The organism is Pontixanthobacter aestiaquae (assembly GCF_009827455.1).
GTDB classification, from domain to species: Bacteria; Pseudomonadota; Alphaproteobacteria; order Sphingomonadales; family Sphingomonadaceae; genus Pontixanthobacter; species Pontixanthobacter aestiaquae.
On record NZ_WTYZ01000001.1, the window covers coordinates 2,474,380 to 2,494,983 of the forward strand.

3 protein-coding genes are annotated in these 20,604 nt (G+C 58.4%); all 3 read right to left on the reverse strand.

Features of this window, described 5'->3' with window-relative positions; translation table 11 throughout:
• Positions 1-18 precede the first annotated feature (18 nt).
• Positions 19-15,354: a hypothetical protein gene (locus GRI35_RS11875; protein WP_160614352.1), complete on the reverse strand. Its 15,336-nt coding sequence runs from the start codon at positions 15,352-15,354 to the stop codon at positions 19-21.
• Between the two features lie 97 nt (positions 15,355-15,451).
• Positions 15,452-17,224, reverse strand: coding sequence for a ShlB/FhaC/HecB family hemolysin secretion/activation protein (locus tag GRI35_RS11880; protein WP_160614353.1), 1,773 nt, complete (start codon positions 17,222-17,224; stop codon positions 15,452-15,454).
• Between the two features lie 35 nt (positions 17,225-17,259).
• A complete protein-coding gene (locus GRI35_RS14005; protein ID WP_160614354.1) occupies positions 17,260-20,433 on the reverse strand; it encodes a CHAT domain-containing protein in 3,174 nt (1,057 codons plus the stop codon).
• Positions 20,434-20,604 lie beyond the last annotated feature (171 nt).

The window sequence follows — 20,604 nt, forward strand, 5'->3', positions numbered from 1 at the left end:
TCAAACGTTCAGCGCAGCCTATTCCGCCGGTTCGAGTTCGCCCTCTGTTGGGCACACTCCGCTCGGTTCGTCGCAATCCACATCGGCTTCGCCCTCGTCTTCCTCGCCGACCCACAGATCTTCGTTGCCCGCGCCCGTTACCGGCTCATCGATCAGCGGATCAAGCTCACGCTCGGGATCTTCGCGGAGTTCGACAAGGATCGTGCCGATACTGCCATCAGCGGGCGTAGTGCCCGGGATTTGCTCCTCGATCAGATCCTGGACGGGATCATTTGTCGTAGGATTGGCCGGATCGACAGGATCAATCACCGCCGCACAGCTTGCCGGATTAGCGATGAGGCAGCCGTTTATGGTCGATGCCGGATCAAAATCCGCCGATATGTCGGCGAGTGGAATTGTGTCGATACCGGCAACGCCGTCCACAATGCCATTGATCACGATAGCGACATCGGGATTGCTCGAATTGATCGTAACCGTATCTGCTACAAAGCCGCGGCGATCACCAAAGTCTGTACCTTCGCCGGTGTTCTGGATCAGCAGCGCATCATCCACCGTGAAAGTAACGGTGCTGCCCTGGATCACGCCATCATCGCGGATTGCCCCGTCATTCTGGCCCAACCGCGTATCGATGTCCGTGACGGCAGCACCCGCAATATCAGCTTGCGCTGTGGGGCTTGTTGCGACGATCGCTCGTGCGGCCAGATTGATCGAACCAGTAATCGCGGAATTGGCATCTTCGACTCGCAAATTGCCCGTTTCCGGATCAATGCTGAGCAAATTACCCGCATCGATGTTCAGCGCGGTATCCGCGCTTGCATTGCCGACTACGCCGTTGCCGATCACGCCAATATCGTTACCCGCGCTGAGCGAAAAGCTGCCGCCCTGACCGATATTGCCATCGGCAGCACCTCCGGTTCCCGCGCCGACTGCGACGGCGAGATCATCGACCGTCATATTACCCTCGCCCGTAGTCACGCCATTTGCCGAGATCGTGACATCGCCGCCGCTGTGAACGCGCGAGAACTCGTCATTGTCCAGTTCAAAGCCCTGTGCACCACCTGCACCGCCCAGCGTGATATCGCCGTCGGTTGCGATATTGATTGTGTCGGTCTGGTCGCTGCGCCCCAATGCGCCGCTCGTGCCGATGGTAATGTCGCCCGACTGTGCATTGATCACCTGCCCCGCCGCAACGGCTTGCAGATCAATCAAACCGTTCACGTCCATAGTCAGATCATTCGCCGCCGAGACCGCCGCATTGACGGTCAAGTCACCGCCCACAGTGAAGGAGATATTTCCGCCGCTTGATGTGACTTGCTGCGTGCCTTGCATGCCCGATATCGGCGTTGGTGATGTCGTGATAACTGGCGCGCCATTCACTTCCGTCGAACCGCCGCTGACGACAGTGATATAGCCCGTTGCCGTCACACCTTGCAGATCAAGGTTTCCGCCCGCGGTAATGTCGGCGCCGCCATTGGTGGCATCGACGGTTGTTTGAAGATCACCCAGCGCGGTCAGCGAGACAGTTGTACCGGTTGCGTCGACCAGTTCAGTCACCGCTACGTCAGTGGTCACAGCGACTGCTCCTGCATCCGCCTGCAAGGTTGCGGCTACGCCGCTTAGCGTGCCGATGGTGATACCTTGCGTGGCAGTAATGTCAGCCACACCATTGGCACCGGCTGCGATTGTATCTGCGGCGAGTGAGCCGGTGACATCGACAACGGCTCCATTGCCACCCGTGATGCTGGTCGCCGTAACGTCGCCGTCGCCTGTGACGGAAACGAAATCATCGGCATTCGCGCCAGTGAATTGAGCCCCGCCATCGGTGAAGACTATGACCGCCTGATCGGCATCGAGTGTGGTTCCGGTAAATCCGCCAGTTCCGGCATCGGCGCGGATATCTGCGCCCGCGGATAATGCTCCGGCGGATACGCTCCCGGCGCCGCCCGATTCCAGATCAATTGTGCCGCCTGCATTCGCTTGCCCAATCGTGACCGAGCTACCTTTGATGTCGAGATCAAAAGTCGCCGTCGCGGTGCCGATATCGGCCAATCCGGCTGCATCAATGTCGATGGTGCCGCCTGACGTAACGGTATCGATAGTGGCCGCACCGACCAGCGATTGGCTGGTCACGTTTCCACCTGCTGCTACGCTCTGCAAAGTGGTGGTCGCGCCGCTGAGCGCGACAGAACCATCAGCTGCAATGGTCTGCCCATTAATTCCGTCCTGCGCAGTGCCAGAGACATCACCAGCTGCATTAATATTCGCGAAGTCCAACGCGCCGCCGCTTTGGATGCCAACATTTTGCGCTGTAATAATGTCATTGAAAACAACATTGCCACCCGCCGTGATGGTCACGGATGTCAGATCAAGCGCGATATCGCTGAGCGAAACATCGGTACCCGCATCGATAAGAACATCGCCGCCAGTGAGGATATTGCCACTGCTAACTTCACCTGCGATCGCAGTGAAATTAACGCCGTTCGCGCTTGTAATATTTCCGGACACACCAATCGAGTTTCCGGCTAGGAAATCGATCACACCGCTCGCGGTGACGGTAACGGCATTGATGTCGCCGCCTGCATCCGCAGTGAAGTCGCCACCCTGTACATTCGCATCCGCCACGAAGATGTCGCCTGCTGCGACCATGTCGACGTTTCCACCGATAGCGGTATCGCCCAAAAGATTGATCGAGCCAATTGCGGTCAGCGCACTTGCACCCGGCCCGGCGGTTAAATCGACGCCGGTAATATTGCCGTTCCCGGCCCGTCCACCATTCGCATCGAGCACAATGTCTGTTTCAAGGTCGATCGTCGATCCCGCTGTCAGCGTCACGAAGTCGATCTGTCCGCCAAACACATCGACAGATCCGCCAGCAGATGAATTTCCGAGGTCGATCAGATCGCCGGAGATGACAATATCGCCGCCGGTGATAATCGAGTTGAGGCCTGTGGTTACGTTACCCACCGCTGTCGCAATAAAGTCTGTCGCCGCCTCCGCATGATCGACGTTGATATTGGCGGCGCTGCCGAGCGCGATAGCACCGCCTGAGTCCATATTGTCGATAGCCAGATCGCCGCCCGTTGTGGTGCCGTCAATCGCACCACCTGCGGTTGTATTGCGCAGGATGATCGCACTGCCTGTCAGATCGATTTGGTTGACAGCCGTGACATCGGTACCTTTGATCGTGCCGCCAGAGGTGATCACAACATCGTTGCTACTGGCCGCCGAAGTGAAGGCCACACCGCCGCCCGCATCGACACTGAAGTCGCCGCCCTGCGCATCCAAGTCGCCAAATCCGACATTGCCGACCGCGTCAAAATCAATAGCGCCGCCAACGGTTACCGCGCCAGTGCCATCGATATCGCCAGCGGTAGCGTTGAGAGTCAGATTGCCGCCAATGGTACCGCTATTGAGTGCAACCGAGGCACCGAAGATGCTCGTATTACCACCACTGATCGCGTTGCCGACGCGCGGTGTGCCGGTTGCGGTTACCGTAATATCATCAGCAGCGTCGAGAGTGCCCGTAGCGGTCATATCCGCATCGCTCGTGAGAGCGATATTCGAACCGGCAAGCGATTCCGCTGCGAAAACAATTGCATTCGGTTGACCGGCATTGGCCGCATCGAGCCTGACCGCAAACAGATCGATGCCTGCGCCGGTTGCCGTCGCTGAATCCACAGTGATCGAGCCGTCTGCCTCAATCACGACATCGTCACCCGCTGTCACCGTGCCCAGCGTGATGTTACCGAGAGAGCGAACCGCGACATCTTCTCCGGCAGACAATGCCCCGCTGACCGCGACATCACCGGCAGCAAGCATTGCAATCGTGCCGCTTGTCGGCGTGCCTGTGCTGGTCGCCGCGCTTGTCACCGCAATATTGCGGTCCGACGAGACAAGAATATCGCCGCCGTTTGTTGTTGTATTGCCGGTGCTGACATCGCTGGTCGCACCCGCCGCGCTCAGCGCGATGCTAGCGCCAAGACCAGAGGTTGTGACGTTCCCAGCGGTAATCGAACCGGCAGAAGCCGTCGCCGTCACACCATTCACAGCAGACACATCGCCAACCGTGATCGCCTGAGCGGCCAGATCAACCGTCGCGCCGCCAAGGATTTCGCCATTGACCGTATTAATGCCAATGGCCCCATTGGCGGCCGAAACAGTGACCGCTCCGGTCGCTACAAGTTTATCGAACAGCGCATCCGCGCCGCTGGTTGCCGTGATCGTCGAACCGGCAATATCGCCGACCGCAATGTCTCCGCCGTCGAGCTGGATCGCCCCTGCCGTGAGGATATCATCACCGGCGATCGCACCCACCGCGGTGAACAGAACATCTGCGCTTCCGGTCACGTTGCCATAGCTAATCGCACCGCCAGCATCGGCGATGAAATTGCCGCCTTGCACGTCGATAGTTCCGAAGTTGATATTGTTCACCGCATCCGCCGTCAGCGATCCGCCAATCGCGGTATTGCCCGAGATATCGATTGAACCAAGCGCGGTCAGCGCGCTCGCGCCGGGCCCGGCCGTCAGATCGACACCGGTGATATTGCCGTTACCGTTACTGGGGAGTCCGACCGTGCTCAGGTCAATCGTCTCCAAATCAGCAGCGGCGCCGGCGACCAAGGTCACAAAATCAATCTGACTGCCGGTGATATTGACTGAGCCGCCTGCAGACGAATTACCCAGATCGATAATATCGCCAACGATCAGGATATTCCCGCCGGTAATAATCGAATTCAATCCGGTCGTTACGTTGCCAACCGCCGTGGCATTAAAATCGGTCCCGGCTTCGGCATGATCAGCGGTGATGCTCCCGGCAGCGTCCAGCGTGATCGCATCATCATCGGAGATAATATTATCGACCAAGATGCCCCCGCCGGAGGCCGACATATTGATTGGGCCATTCGTCGTGACATTTTTCAGCGTGATAGCCCTGCCTGTTAGATCAACCTGATTGCTCGCCGCGACATTCGCACCATCGACAGTGCCATCAGCGGTGATCGCCACATTCGCGCTGCTGGTTGCCGAGGTGAAAGCGACATCCCCGCCCGCATCAACGGTGAAATCGCCGCCTTGTGCTGCGAGGTCACCAAATCCGACATTGCCGGCCGCATCGAAGTCAATCGCGCCGCCGACGGTAACCGCGCCATTGCCGTCGATATCGCCAGCAGTAGCGTTGAGCGTCAAATTGCCGCCGATTGTGCCATGGTTCAGTGCGACCGAAGCGCCAGTTATGCTCGTATTGCCGCCACTTGTAGCGATCAGGACTGTGGGTGTTCCCGTGGCGCTGATAGAGATGTCGGTCGCCGCATCGACTTCGACGAACGCCGCATCGCCTGCGGTTGCATCGGCACTGACGGACCCGCCCGAGGTCACTTCGCCGACATTAATTGTTTGCGCGGTTAGCGTGATGTCGCCGTCGCTGTCGACGTCTCCCCTTCCGGTATTGGCTCCGATTGCACCGTTGAGTGCCGAAACCGTGATCGCATTGGGCGAGATCAAACTGTCGAATAGAATATCCGTGTCGCTAGTCAGTGCGATATTGGCTGCATCGACATTGCCAACCGCGATATCGCCGCCATCAAGCTCTGCCGTGCCGGCTGCGGTTACGTCGCCGCCGGTGATCGCGCTGTTGGCATTGAAGATCGCATCACCGCTGGTCGTCGCGCCGGTAAAGTCGATTGCCCCGCCTGCATCAACGGCAAAGCCACCGCCCTGAGCATCCAGGTCGCCAAAGCCGACATTGCCAGTCGCGTCGAAGTCAATCGCGCCGCCGACGGTGACAGTTCCGTTGCCGTCGATATCGCCAGCCGTCGCGTTGAGCGTCAGATTGCCGCCGATTGTACCATTATTCACCGCCACTGACGCACCTGTGATGCTCGTGTTGCCGCCGCTGATCGCGTTGGCGACTGTGGGCGTGCCCGTCGCGGAAATGGTGATGTCCGTTGCCGCATCCAAGGTTCCGAAGGTTGCATTGCCGTTGGTTGCTGATGCACCGACTGATCCGGTCGCTGTCACGTCGCCCAGTGCTATAGACTCAGCCGTGAGCGTCACATCATTGCCGCTATCGATATCGCCTTTGCCGGTATTGGCACCGATGGCACCATTTGCCGCAGTTACCGTGATCGCATTGGGTGAAGTCAGGCTGTCGAACAGAATGTCCGCGCCGCTGGTCAGATCGATATTGGCAGCGCCCACATCGTTCACTGCAATATTGCCGCCGGTCAAATCGGCTGTGCCGCTTGCAGTGACATCACCGCCATTGATTGCGCCCGTGGTTGCCATAACGACATTGCCGTTAGCCGACGCTGCAACGAAACCAATCGTGCCACCCGCGTCTGCGTTGAAATTTCCGCCTTGGGCATCGAGCGAGCCGACCGCGATATTAGCCGTCGCATCTAGATCGATTGCTCCGCCCACATTGATTGCGCCCGTCCCGCTCACATCGCCGCCGGTCGCATCAAGCGTCAGATTGCCGCCGATGTCTCCCAAATCAAGAGCAACCGATTGGCCGCGCAGCGTTACAGAGGTGCCAGCGGTAGCATCACCCACATCAACCGCTCCGGCAGCAGTGACAGTTGTCCCGTTGTTCGAGCTGGTCGAACCGATTATCGCATCGCCGAGATTGGTCACCACTGTCAGCGCCTGACCGGTCGAGCCAGCAGAGGTGATATCGATTGAACCAGCGGTCAGCCGGTTCAGGCTTGCCGAAGTGAAGTCTCCGCCAGTCAGCGTGCCGTCGACCGTCAATGTCAGAAGGCCATTCGAATTCGCGCTCGCGATATCCGCGTCACCGAGAACGCTGATGGTCATTCCCGGACTAACCGATTGTGCGTCTAGCGCGCCACTGGTTAGGTTGCCATCCACATTCAGAGTCACATTGTTCCCTGACGTGATGTTCCCCACAATGGTGTTGCCCGCCGATGTGATACTGCCCGAAGCAGCAGCGCTGATATCGCCCGCATTGACATTGGCTGCAGAGTCCACCTGCACGCTGAGCGTGTCTGACGTCAGATCGCCCGTGCTTACATCGCCAACGGTCGAAGTGAGCGTAACAAATCCGCCGGTTGAGCGAACATTGCCGATGCCAATCGACGTCCCATCAATGGCTACTCCCGCCGCAGCCAGAATGTCCCCGCCTGTAATTGCAGTGCCGTCAAGATTGACCAGACGTGATCCATCTATTCCCGCGAAATCGAGCGTTCCATTTGCATCAAAGACGATGTCGGCGACTGCGCCCGTGGTCGTAATCGTACCGGCATCGATATTACCGCCCGCAAACATCCGGGCTCCGCCCGCCGCAGAAACATTCAGCGTCGTCACATTGCCGGCCGCATCAATGCGAACCGAGGAGGTGCTGGTGATATTACCGGTGGAAGCATCGCCTGCCGTCGCATTTATGTTGGTGATGAACCCGGTATCGAGATCGCCAACATCAATCGATACACCTTCGAGCGTCATTATGCTGGCGGAGGTCAGCGAACCACCCGTGATTGTGCCTAGCGTAAGAAAATCGATGAATTGAGAGGATGTCAGATCGGTGAAACTGATATTGTCGCCGCGCAGGAAAATATCCTGAGCGCCAGTGACCGTACCAAGGAACACATCGCCTGCGCCGGTTGTCGCGGCTGTCAGACGAATGTCACGATTACCGTCAATATTGATCGCCCCGAAACTGATATTGTTACCTGCGTCAATTCGCGCAGTGCGATCCCCGAGATTGTAGATCCCGACATTGATCGAGCCGGGAACGGTGTAATTGAACGTACCGCCGGTCCCGTCGATCAGTTGACCATCGGTATCGATCAATGCCGCGTTGACATCCTCACCGACCGCAATCTGGATATTGTTGGCACTGGTCAGCGAGCTGGTACCCAGCAGGCTGCCCGCCGCGCTAATGACGATAGAATCGCTGGTAATGGCCGCGTCTAGAAGGTTCACATCGCCTTCAGTGCTGATTGCAGAGAATTGATTGCTTGCGCCCAATGCGGTCGCAATACCGCTGGTGCCCATGACAATGTCAGAGCGGGTTGTGATCAGGATATCCTGCGCATTGACTGTGCCTTGCTCGACCAGCAACGCAATCACACCATTGTTGCTGCTTTGGCCAATCTCGATCCGGTTGTCGGCAGAGATGTTACCGAAACAGACATTCCCCTGCAGGCAATTCGCGTCGAGCAAACCATTGTCATCGCTTTGCGCAAAACCGTTGGCTGGTGCGTCGTTGATATCGGCCTGGATCGAGCTTGCATTTATAGTGCCAGCGAGCGCGTCAACCGCACTGCCCGTCAGGATCACTGCCCCGCCATTTGCATTCACAATGCCGCCAATCGCCACGGAGGCGATCGGGGTGTTCGGAACGCTGATCAGGTTGGTGATGTCTCCCGCGAGCAGGCTCAGATTGGGGCCATTCGCAAAGGGGCTGGCAAGGTTGATGAAGGACGTGGGGTCATTCGCTGCCGCAACTGTGGCGCCAGAGACGATGATAATGTCATCGCCGCTCCGGACCGACAGCGCATTATCCGCAGTGGTACTCGAACCCGCTGCGAAAGTGGCGCTGCCGCCGACACGAACAACAATGTCGTTATAGGACTGAACCGTGCCGGTAATCGTCACATTTTCGTTCGGATCATAGAGCGGAACACCGGCGGTCGTATCGAGCCCGGCGTCAATGATTATGCCGCCGAAATTGGAAAGGCCTTGCGGACCGATAGCCACAGCATCGTTGAGCACCACAGAGCCGCGCGCATTGAGCAAGATAAACGGTGCCGCGCGCAGATCATCAGCCGAAATGTCGCCGCCTGCCAGCACAAACATCTCATTGCCCGAGCTCACAGTTGATCCCGTTCCAGAGGTGAAATCGCCGCCTGATACCGAAGTGAAATTGCCTGCTACATCGATCGAAACAGTTGGAGTAGCGTTGTTGGTGTGCGTGACCGCGACGTTTCCGTCGGTGTTCAACTGAGTTGTTCCGCCGACTGTGACTTGACCATCGCCATCGAAATCAAAAATGATGTCACCAGCAGTATTGATCGCCATGCTGTTGGTGATCGTGATCGGGCCGCTGCCGCTCGACATCACGAAGCCGCCACCGACAATTGCCGCTGCGCCCGACGCATCGACATCGAGCGAACCCAGAGTGATCAAACCAGCCGGATCAACCGAAAGATCAGTGATCGTGACCAGACCGCCAATGCCCGCTCCCCCGACACCGCCCGCGCCGCCTGCTCCATTGGCGAGTAAATCGACATTACCGAGAGTAATGATGCCCGGACTGCCGTCGAGAATTTCGAGCGCAGTTGTGCCGCCAATCCCGTCACCGCCATTGCCGTCTGCGCCGATCACGGTCAGTCCGTCATCACCGCCGATCCCGCCCGAGCCGCCAAAACCGACAGCAGTCAATTGCAAATCGCCGCCTTGGATAGTGCCGCCGGTTGCACGCAGAGTTTGCGAACCGCCCGTACCAACACCGCCCGTGCCGCCTGTTCCCGCAAAACCGCCAGAGCCCATATCGACATTTCCGCCCTGGCCGCCGCTGCCGCCCGTGCCATTGCTGGCGATATTCGCCCCATCAGCCAAAGTGAGTGTGCTTCCGCTGCCTGCTTCGATGAGGGTGGTCCCGCCATCAGCATCACCGCCAATGCCGCCACCACCGCCCGTGCCGCCACCGAAATTACTTCCGCCGCGACCGCCCGTTCCGGCATTGGCACCGCTATCGAGTATTGTCGTCGCCCCGCCGAGGTCTAACGATGCTCCGGCACCCGAAATGGCAAAACGTATCTCTCCGCCCAAGGCATTTCCGCCTGCGCCGCCCTCGCCCGCATCGACGACCATGTCGCCTTGGCCGCCGGCGCCGCCAGCGCCGCCATTGCCGAATGTGTACAAGAACATATCCGGCGCACTGATTAACAGCGGCCCGGTTCCGGAGAATTCGACATCGACAAAGCCGCCAGCGCCCAAGCCGCCGCTCGCGCCATCGGCACCGTCCTGAGCGTCACCCGCATTTCCGCCATTGCCTGTGGCCTGAACGGTAAAACTGGTCAGATTGTTGAGTGCTCCGGCAAAGCGCCCGGTCATCGCACCGCCGGTTCCCGCTCCGCCGCGCCCTTCCGTCGTATTCGTGCCATCGTCAGAACCAGTCCCGCCAAAGCCACTGATTTCGGCAAAGAATGTCTGGATATCGAGCACGCCTGCGCTGCCGACATCCATGGTGATTTCCCCGCCGGTCCCCGAACCTGCGTCTCCGATCGTGCCATTGAAATCATTGCCCGCATCGGTGCCGGTGCCCGTTAGCGAAATCGAGAGATCATTAAGCGCCAAAGTGCCGTCGATCACAAAAATATCGACGGTGCCGCCATCGGCATTGCCCGGCGCAAACAGTCCGTCGGCACCAATAGCATTGGCGGTCAAATCGACATTACCCAGTGCAGTAATCGTGGCTCCGCCATCTACTTCGATAGATAACAAGCCGCCGGTCGCATCCGCTCCGGTACTTTGGCTACTGCTCGTACCACTAACACCCGTAGCATTGGCTGTTGCCTGAAAATCGGAGACGAGAGTCAATGCCGAACCAGCGCCGCGCGCAATCAAAGCGACTTCGCCGCCCGCCGTCGTGCCATTTGCGCCGTTCGGTCCCTCGAAGCCAAACGTCAAAGACCCGCCGAAGCCGCCTTCCGCACCAACCGCGTCCGCGCTGACTATCGCAGGGCCGCCGGTTCCAACAATATCAAGCGTCCCGCCGCTTTCCGCAATCAGTTCCACGGTTCCTGCGGTCGCGCTTCCAGCGTCACCGCCGTCGCCCAGATCGTTAAAGTTGACGAAATCGACGCCGCCGCCGCCGCCGCCGCCGCCAGACGCGTTGGCATTGGTTGAGCCGTTGGTCAGCAAAGTCGCCGTCGCGCCATCGCGAGCAATTATTTGCACGAGGCCAGCCTCGGCATTGCCACCAGAACCGCCATCACCTGCATCGACCGCGCCGCCGATGCCGAAGTTCAAATCGACGCCATTGCTACCAAGGCCACCGGTTGCAGCCGCCACCACAGTCAGCGCGGCATCCGATGTCAGAACGCCCGCCGCGCCATTGACGTCCAGTATCGCCGTTCCGCCGCGCGCTTCACCGCCTGCACCGCCATTGCCGCCATCGCCATCGGCGAATCCGCCTTCACCGCCGGTTGCCGATGCGTCAACCGTGGCAGTTGTCAAATTGACCGCAACATCGTTGACGTTCAGCCGCGCTATACCGCCCGTCGCGTCACCGCCATCTGCACCATCACGGCCAGACCCTCCCCGACCGCCTGTTCCCAGGGCGCGCACGATATAGCTCGGGTCTGAGCCGTCATCTTGATTCAGATTAATCGTCGCAGAGCCGCCAAGGCCCGCCCCGCCAATGCCGCCATCGTTGACCGCTTCGCCAGTGCTAGGGCCGAAACTGTCGCCGCCGACACCGCCTTCGCCATCGGACGACACCGTCAGGGTTGCAAAAGAAATGTTCCCGGCAACATTGTTGAACACAGCATCGCCGCCGGTAGCGGAACCACCATCACCGCCGTCTTCACCAGGCAGAAATACTTGGGCTAAGGCATCGAAGCGTCCGCTACTTGAACCGCCGCGTCCGCCATATGCATCGGTGCTTACAAGGACATCCCCTGCGGTGATTGTCGCGCTTCCGTTCAGATTGAACGTTGCTGTGCCGCCGATTGCATTACCGCCCGCGCCTCCAGCAACTCCATCGCCGAATCCGCCATCGCCGCTATTGAATTCAGTATTGCCGCGCGCGGTCACGCTGAGCTGGTTGGTTACGGTCAGCGAACCGTCGATGGCATTAAACGTCGCTGTGCCGCCAATGCCATCGCCGGCATCACCAGCAAGGGTACCAGCGTTAAATTCACCAAATGCGCCATCACCGCCAACACCGTCGGCAGTAACGTCGAGATCGGTCACGGTCATCGTGCCCCCGGTCAGATTGAACTCAACCGTACCGCCGACGCCGTTACCACCCTTGCCGCCGGAACCCGTGCCCGGCGCGCCAGCCATAGCCGCTGCCGGCGCCGGTGACGGTATCGGGACAGAAGATGCCCTGGTCGATGCAACAGACTGCGTACCAAATCCGCCGAAATCGACTGTATCGCCAAAGAACTCGACTGTGACGTCGCTGGCAGTCGATGCCGGAAGGTTGGTCGTATCACCACCGGGTCCTCCACTTCCATCGGACCTGACGGTTACGCTGCCCGCATCGAAAGTGCCGCCTTCGATGTTGAATGTGACGTCGCCCGCAATGCCGTTGCCGCCGTTGCCTTCATTAAAGCCAAAGCCGCCTTCCGGGTCGGAAAAGATCGAACCATCGGTATTTGCCGAAACGGAGCCGAACGCCATCGACCCACCACCACCGGTGACAGTGAGAACCATACTCCCGCCTTGACCCACTCCCACAGCGAATGGATCGTCCGGATTGATCCCTGATCCACCTTGACCGGACGCCGTCAGGAACAGACTTTGTGTCAGCGCAATACGGCCATCATCTGCGGTTAGCCTAATTGTCCCGCCGGTGCCGTCTCCCGCGTCGGCATCCGAACCCGACGCGCTGCTGGATAGCGATGCTCTTCGCCCGCTGATTACTCCAAAATTGCTGGCTTCAATTGTAATGTCGCCGCCCTGGAAATCGCGCCCTTCACCGGACAGGGAAAAAGTGTCCCCGCTAGGCGAGGCCACCGCATCGAAATCAAGTGCATCGAAAGTGATATTGGACGAGTCAGCCAGAACCGAGATCGATCCGGCAATCTCGGCACCGGTGCCAGAGCCATCGCTAGCTGATGTGTTGATGAAAATGTCATCACCCACCAGAATGCCGCCTCCGCTTGAACCGGTATTCTGAGCGACAATCGAAACGACAGTCCCGGCAGGATCGACAATGGTTCCTGATGTTTGGGCATCAATGTTCAAATCGTTGCTGATTGATAATGTTGTATCGGTGCCGGAGACCGTCACATCGATGGTCCCGCGTCCTGCGCTTCCTGCGCTACGATTGCCATCCACATCGTAAGAGTTAGCGCCGACGCTGTTCGCCGCAATACCGACCGATCCGAACGTGTGGGACCCTCCGGTTACGTTGACATCAACCGCGCCAGCGCGTCCCAGATTGTCTTGCGGCACGGTATCATCAACGCCGCCGGTTGCTTCACCTGTAGTGTTGATCGACAATGAACCGGAGCTAAAGCTACCTGCCGTCAAGTTTACTGTGACATCACCGCCGATACCGTCGGCACCTTCCGCCGCGGGGCCATTGCCGCCGATTTTTCCGGTACCTGCTGACACGGTTCCTGCATCGAGGATAGTCGCACCGGTGACGGCGAAAATTGTGTCGCTGTCAGCGATGGTAAAAGTAATGTCGCCCGCCGTAGCATTGCCACTGACAACCTCTCCCTTTCCGCCCTGTGCACTGGCATCGAGGATCAGATTGCCGTCAATGGACAAGCTACCGCCATCGGAGACTTCGAACGTAATATTGCCGCCGACAGCATCCTCACCAATGCCGGTCCCGCCATTATCGCGGATAGTGAAGAAATCATCCCTGCCAGCACCACTGGCATCAAGAGTCAGATTTCCGCCAATGCTCACATTCGCGTTGGGGCCGTTTGGATCGGCAGCTCCGGCTTTGACGCCAGTCGTATCGGCCGAGAAAGCGATATCGCCGCCAATGCCGTTGTCGCCAGCCCGCAGAATCAAATCGCCAGCGATGGAGATGACCCCGCTTCCAGTCGTGCCAAAATCCACACCAGCGCCAGCATGGACGTCGAGTTCATAATCCTCGCGGCTATCGCTTGTGACATTGAAAATCTGACCATTACCTTGAGTCAGGTCAATCGTATCACTGGCGAACATGGTAGTATTCGCGCGGAAAGTTGCTTCCGAAACATTGATGCTCGCGCCCGGGGTGGCGTTATCTTTGTCGATCGTAATGGTCGGACCCGCAAGCACTCCGTCGCTGGACACATTGGCACCCGCGCTCAGGATAATTGTGCCATTTGGCGTTGCCGCTGCTGCCGTTGCAGGCTGGTAACCAATATCACCACCTACCAACATACTAAGCGCGTTGTTCTTGGGCACTGCGACCATATAGATCGCGCGCGGATCCGCGTTCTGGATCGTATTGCCAGTGGAGTTGAATGTGGCTTGGGAGGCTTGGCCTGTGGTCGTCCCGGAATGGCTCACACCAGTGGCATCGTCGGTGCCGACATTGACCGTGATATCAAACAGGCCGTTATTGATCGTTAGTTGAGCCTGTTCAGCGCCGACATATGCGGCTGAACCATCCACGCTGACACGGCCGTCCTGAATTACGCGCGGCGCAACAAGCGCAACATAGCTGCCCTGTTGATTGGCATCGATCCGCGCCAGATTGCTAACCTCGACCACCGTATCGGGTTCTGCGGTGCCGAGAAAATTCAGCTCTGTACCACCAGCGTCAATCGAATTCAGATTGCTGCTGGTCAGCACCAAACCACCAACATTGAACGAACCGTCGGGGCCGACAACGATGCCGCCGGGGCTGTAGAACCAGACATTGCCGCCTATTGCCGATCCGCCGAGAACATTGCTGGTCACAGCTCCGTCGATGCGGATCGCATTGTCGATTGTTGGGGTGAATACGCGGTTGAGAACCGTATAATCGCCTAATGCACTGGTAAATTCGAGATTCCCGCCGGCGCCCAAGAAGGTAACTTGGCCACCAGCGGTACCCGGATCGAAAGTCGTCCAATTGATGATCGCTTGAGCGGCAAGCACATCGACAACGTCCACCGCTGTACCTGGCCGGAAATCAATCTCGCTGCTGAAATAGTTCGCAGACGCGCGAACATTGATGCCATTGGTGTCGGTATCGCCCGGAGACGGCGCACTTGTTGTGGAAGAGGTGGTAACCATGCTTGTCGCAGGCGCATTCACATTGGGCAGCACCGCTGTCGTCTGAACCTGATCCGGCACGATCGGAATTGGCTGGGCTGGAACCACACTGGCAGGCGCCGCCACGTTCTGCTGTGGCAAAGGCAAGACCGGCGGGTCGAGAGTGAGCCTGTTGCGCTCGACAAAATATGGTGTGGCAATCGGAGTCGGAAATGCAGCCGGTGCCCGGCTTCGGACGGAAGGCATATCATTCGCTGGAGCCTGCATAATCGGACCGCGAGCAGGTCCACCGATCTCCATCGGAACCGGAATCTCAATAGATGGAATGCTCGGGATATCGCTGCGAATAGACTGCGCGGATGCCGCGGTCGTTGATAAGGCGGCGAGCGCAACGGCACTCGCCAATGCCGAACCCGAACCAAGCAATCGCAGGCGGCCGCTGCTCTTTGATGCTGCCATGGACCAGCTCTCTGCTCTACTACCCATCATTCAGTCCTCTCGGCGCCGGGTGTGGCGCGGTCCGCGGTCTTGCGGTTTAAATTATCTCGGTCGCGGTTCACCTGTTCCATGGTGCCAATCTGATCGACAGAGTCATCAGCAGCCGGACATCATCGCGCTGCGTTTGGAACGGGGATTTCTCGAGCGGAACCGCTCCGAAAATATCCAGATTGGCAAGTCTGCCCAGCGTCGCGCGGACACCGCCGCCGACAGATGAAATTGTCTGCGGATCGCCCGCTACATTCTTGGTGCTAACCGCCATAAGATCGAAGAACGCATAGGGCTGGAATGCGAAGCCGCCCGGTGTTTCGGGCACTTGCGATCCATAAGCGATTTCGAATTGCCCGCCATAGCCGCTGTCACCAATCACTGCGCCCGGATCAAAGCCGCGTCCTGCGGTGTAATTGCCGCCAGAGACTTGCTCATAACTGAGCAGCGGATCGGGCGAAAATTGTACGCGCGGCTTCAGGCTGAACTTAAGCAGAGGGTTCGGACGGTAATCCAGTTGGCCCTGCGCGCGCACAACAAAAGCAGTCGCATCTCCATCGAGGCGCGATGGCGGCACAACGCCGGCTGCGGTACAATTCACAAAACCGACACCGCAACTCTCAGTCGCACCGAAAATGTCAAAGCCCTGCCGCACTTCAAGCGACCCCGCCAAAGCGAAGCGGGGCTCAAACCCGGAATAGCCGCTGACGCCGCGCAGACTGTCTGCGTCCACTTTGTTGAAATCGACCCGGACATAAGCGACGCGCAACCGGTCTTTGCTGAGCGGCAATCCGGTAAACTCAATATCCTGATCAATGAGATCGACGCCAACTGAACCGATTACATTGGACGTCTGCGATCTTTTAAATGGATAGGATGCATAGGCAGAGGCCACGAAAGTATCCGATTTGAACACATCCGGTCCCGCTATGTCCGGCGTCGACTTGGCGAATGTAAGATTTCCGCCGAATTTCAGTCCTTCGCCGCCGATGCGGAACTCGTGCCCGATCTGGGCGACCTGCTGTTCCTTGAACTCACTGGTCATGTAATAGCTGAGCGTTGTTTCATCGCCGAGGCCGGTGACCCCGTTGAACCGCGCGCGAAGCAAGCCGCCAAAACGGCCAACCGACTTTGATCCTAAATTCTGGATGTTTGCGTCCGAATAGAATGGCGTCCGCGCGACATTGAAAATGCCAACCACATCGCCAGCCTGCGCGCCAGTTTCGCGCGGCGCTGGCTGCAACACCAGCCGCACATCCAATCCGGGAATATCGCGTGCCAGCAGCAAATAACGCTCAGCATCGTCGATATTGACCACCGGTTGATCGACCAGTCGGTCGATATATTTCTGTAGCAATTTGCCCGAGGGTCCCGCTTCTCCGCGCACTTGCACAGCGCTCATCCGTGCGAGCACCACATCGAAACGCACGACACCGTCAATCTCCTGCACCGGCACCTGCACCGCCGCAAGATAGCCTGCCCGACGCAGGATCGTGGCCGCGCGATCACGAATATCGCAAATAGCAGCAACCGCCAGTTCCCGGCCGATCAGGTCGGCATATGCCGGTGCCACAATCGCCCCGTTAATCCGGTCAAGACCCGTGAATTGCGCACCGGTAAAAGTGAATTTCAAATCAGCAAATTGCGGACCTGCCAGCGGGCATGGCGCGCGTTCGATAGTGCCATCAACACTGACCGTTTGCCCTTCGGTGCGCAATTGCTGTTCGAGCCGGTCGCGCTGGATTTCCTCGCGCGTAACTTGCGCAGAGGCCGGCGCTGCCAGGCCGAAACTCGCCGCAATAACCACAATTGACGCACTGAGCTTACGGAATTTCGAATGCATTGAGCGTGTACACTCTCTCTTTTTACGGGTGCTGATCACTGGCCGATTACCGCCATGGTTTTGCTGCCTTCAGGAACCGCTGCAACAGCGGTACGATCTGACAAAAGCGGACGCTCCGCATCACCGATGATTGCAAAACCGCCCCAGTAATAGGGGTGCGATGTGTCGGGGTTATCCATCAGCGCTCGCTGCGACCCGCGCAGCGCTCCGCCGATACTTTCGGTCCGGCCAAGGCGGAACATTTCGCTCATCAAGCGTTCGGTAGCTTGGAAGTCGTCAGGCGCAGGCCAATGGCTGGCCATTACCGCACGCCCGCCCGCGCCTATGAAGGAACGGACCAAACCGTCCAGTGCGGTCCCGCCACCTGATGCAATGCCGGCAGAACGGGTCGCCTCGATGCTTGCTTCACCTGCTGTATCGCAGGCAGAAAGAATGACGATATCAGCATCCAAATCCAATTCGAATATCTCTTCGAAAGTCAGCAAGCCATCTGACTCTCCCTCACCAAACGATGTCAGAAGCGCTGGCTTTGCCTGACAGCGGGGATTGGGCGGAGTGACCAGTCCATGCGTGGCAAAGTGCAGCACGCGGAAGTCTTGCAGATTGTCTTTGCTCTTGATGTGCGTGTCGGTGAAAGCGGCACCGGTGATTAATTCGGAGCTTTGCCGACCAATCAGATTTCGTGCAGTCACAAGCTCGGCATCATCAATCGGGTTGTTCCATAATCCGGCATTCCAGCCACAATTATCGCTTCCATTGGCAATCACCGCGCGCACTTGCGGCGGCGGTGATGACCCGATCGGCACGTTCTGCCCTAGGCCAAGATATTGCTGCGACGCGCGCGACCTTCCAACCTTGCGCGCATCGACGAAACTTTGCGCCGAAACCGCGGTGCTTACTCGCCGTTCGCGGCCGAGCCAATTGATCCCGGTGAAATCGAACACGTCTCCGCCCGGTAGAACAGTCCGCTCCTGATATCGCGCGACCGACTCATCATCAGCGACGAGAATATCAATTGGCAGCCGCAGCAGCGCGCCATCAGGCTCGAATATCAAGTGATCGACGGAAGCGAGTTCTGCAGCAATCGGGTCAAACAGCGCCCTGTACAATTCGCGCGCCATGCCGACTTCGTAAGGGTAGGTTACATAGCGACCGGCCTCTAGCAGCGAGATCGATGCCCGAAGCATATCGACGTGAAAATCGAGATCCTCTTCGCTGAGATCGACGCGATAGGCACGCGCAGTACTGCTGTCCGTATAGAACATAAACACATCACCGCCGACCAATGCCAGACGCGCATAGGCCTCTCCCGGATTGAGCGACTGCCGGAACTCGTCCAGATTGATCGTACGCGGTGCGACCACGCGATATTGCGGATAGACGCTCAATTGCGCCTGCGTGATCAATTGATCCTGCTCGAACCGCTCGATCTGAGCGGCCAGTTCGGAACGCTCCTGTGCAATGCTGGGTGTCTGATCGACCCCGCTGAGCGACTCATAGCGTCTCCGCAGGCGCTCAATATCGCGTCCCAAATCAATCGCTTGGCGGAACAGCCGTGCACCCTCTGTCGAATTAGCGCTCAGTTCACGCGCGAGGATTGCCTGCGTTTCGGCAACACCGGGGCGGATCAGCACTTGCGATGCTTTGAAAAAGTCCTGCGCGGCGCGATCGCTGCCGTCGACCTGACTTGCCAAAAGTCGGTAATAGGGATTCAGCTGGTTCGCAAAACCCGTAACCGCATTGCGCTTGCCAGCTGCCCGATCAATTACGCCGCGATAAAGCGTAACAGCCTCGTCCTGACGACCCTGCCGCAGAAGGAATGATGCGAGCCGCGCCTGTGCACCGCTGACTGCGCGGCGTTCAGGGTACTGCACTTCGAGGATTGCCAAACCGTTTCGCAGATACGTCTCCGCATCGCCCGCTTGTCCCTGCCGTTCAGCAATAATTGCCAATTCGCCAAGCACTTGCGCACGCAATCGGGTAATAGATATCACTCGCCCGTCGCGGACCGCAATTGCCCGGCCGTAAGCCTCAATTAGCGATCCACGCGCATCGTCGAGCCGTCCTTCCACCCGTAACGCGGTGCCGCGCAATTGCAGCGCCTGCGCGTCGATAATCTCGGACCGTTCCTGCCGTGTCAGCTTGAGCTCGTCGACAACACCTAGCAGGCCATCAGCCTCATTCGTCTGATTGATTCGGGTTGAAAGCGCCAACGTGATCGACAGTTTGTCATCCGTTTCCGCCGCGCCCAAAGTTGCGGCATCGAGCCGACGTTCAAGCCGCTCGATAGCTTCAGGGTAAAAGCCCTGATTGAGCAAATGGATCGCTTCGAAATTGCGCTGCAACCGGCCTGCAACTGGATCGCCTGCGGTGAGCGGCTCCGCCTGCTCGAACAAGCGGTTCGCTTCGCCAAACTCACCCAGATTGCTCTTCTGCAAGGCCCGATTGACGAAGAACTCACCCGGATTGATCGGGTCCTCATCCTCAGGCTGGGCTTGCGCGGCGAGGCGCTGCTGCAATGTTTCGAAATAGGCAGAAGCCTCTGCATACTCGCCGCCCAGATTGCGGCGATACCCCTCCGCCAGCGCCTGTTCGGGTTTCAGTGTTTCTGCCTGAACGCGCGCAAATGAGAGAGGGTCCGCAACCGAAGTCGATGCTGCATCGATTGTTCCAGCGGCGATCCGGTTGTTCACCACCGAGCGCAACGCGAGCAATGTCGCATCGTCATAGGCAGTAAAACCTTCTGCGATCAGCCGAGCATTGCCTGTTTCGGCGCTAAAGATCGACCAGCCGAGCTGTGTCCCGCTGACTTTGCAAGTGCGGATTTCCAGACCGGGTAGTTCATTGCTTCTGCGAACTTCCGAACCAGCGCAATCCACATCCGTCCGACGCTGCTGCGCGGTTGTTTCATACGGGTCATCGGCAACCGGGGTGCGGAATGAATAGACCTCACCAACAGGCTGCGCGCTATCACGACAAACGACTGCCCAGGCCCGGTCAAACATAGACATTTTGGCTGGGTTCTCGACGCTGCGATCCTGCACTTGGCATAGTATGCCGCTGGCATCACCGATCGGGAAACTATCCCGCAGCAGAACAGGCTGAATTGGTCCGGTTTGTGCATAGGTAACGGGTGACCACAAGACGCCCAAAGAGACACCCGACGTGGCCAGCGCGAGCGCTGCAAATCTGCTGTTTCGTCGACTCACGGGCAAGTCCCTCCCCAAGGACAGGTTCGCCGACGGGGACCGTCAGCAATCATTAGCGCGACACCATTTTTTGTTTTGTTGCGAGCAGCCTACGCGTCGCTACGAGTCGCACCTAGGAGATTTTGGACAGTTTCCAGGTTTGTAAAAACGCTTCGATAAAGCGGCGACGGT

Bases quoted from the DNA above. Each gene is read 5' to 3' on its own strand.
- GRI35_RS11880 (WP_160614353.1), bottom strand. From the start codon at position 17,224: ATGCATTCGAAATTCCGTAAGCTCAGTGCGTCAATTGTGGTTATTGCG.
- GRI35_RS11875 (WP_160614352.1), bottom strand. From the start codon at position 15,354: ATGGCAGCATCAAAGAGCAGCGGCCGCCTGCGATTGCTTGGTTCGGGT.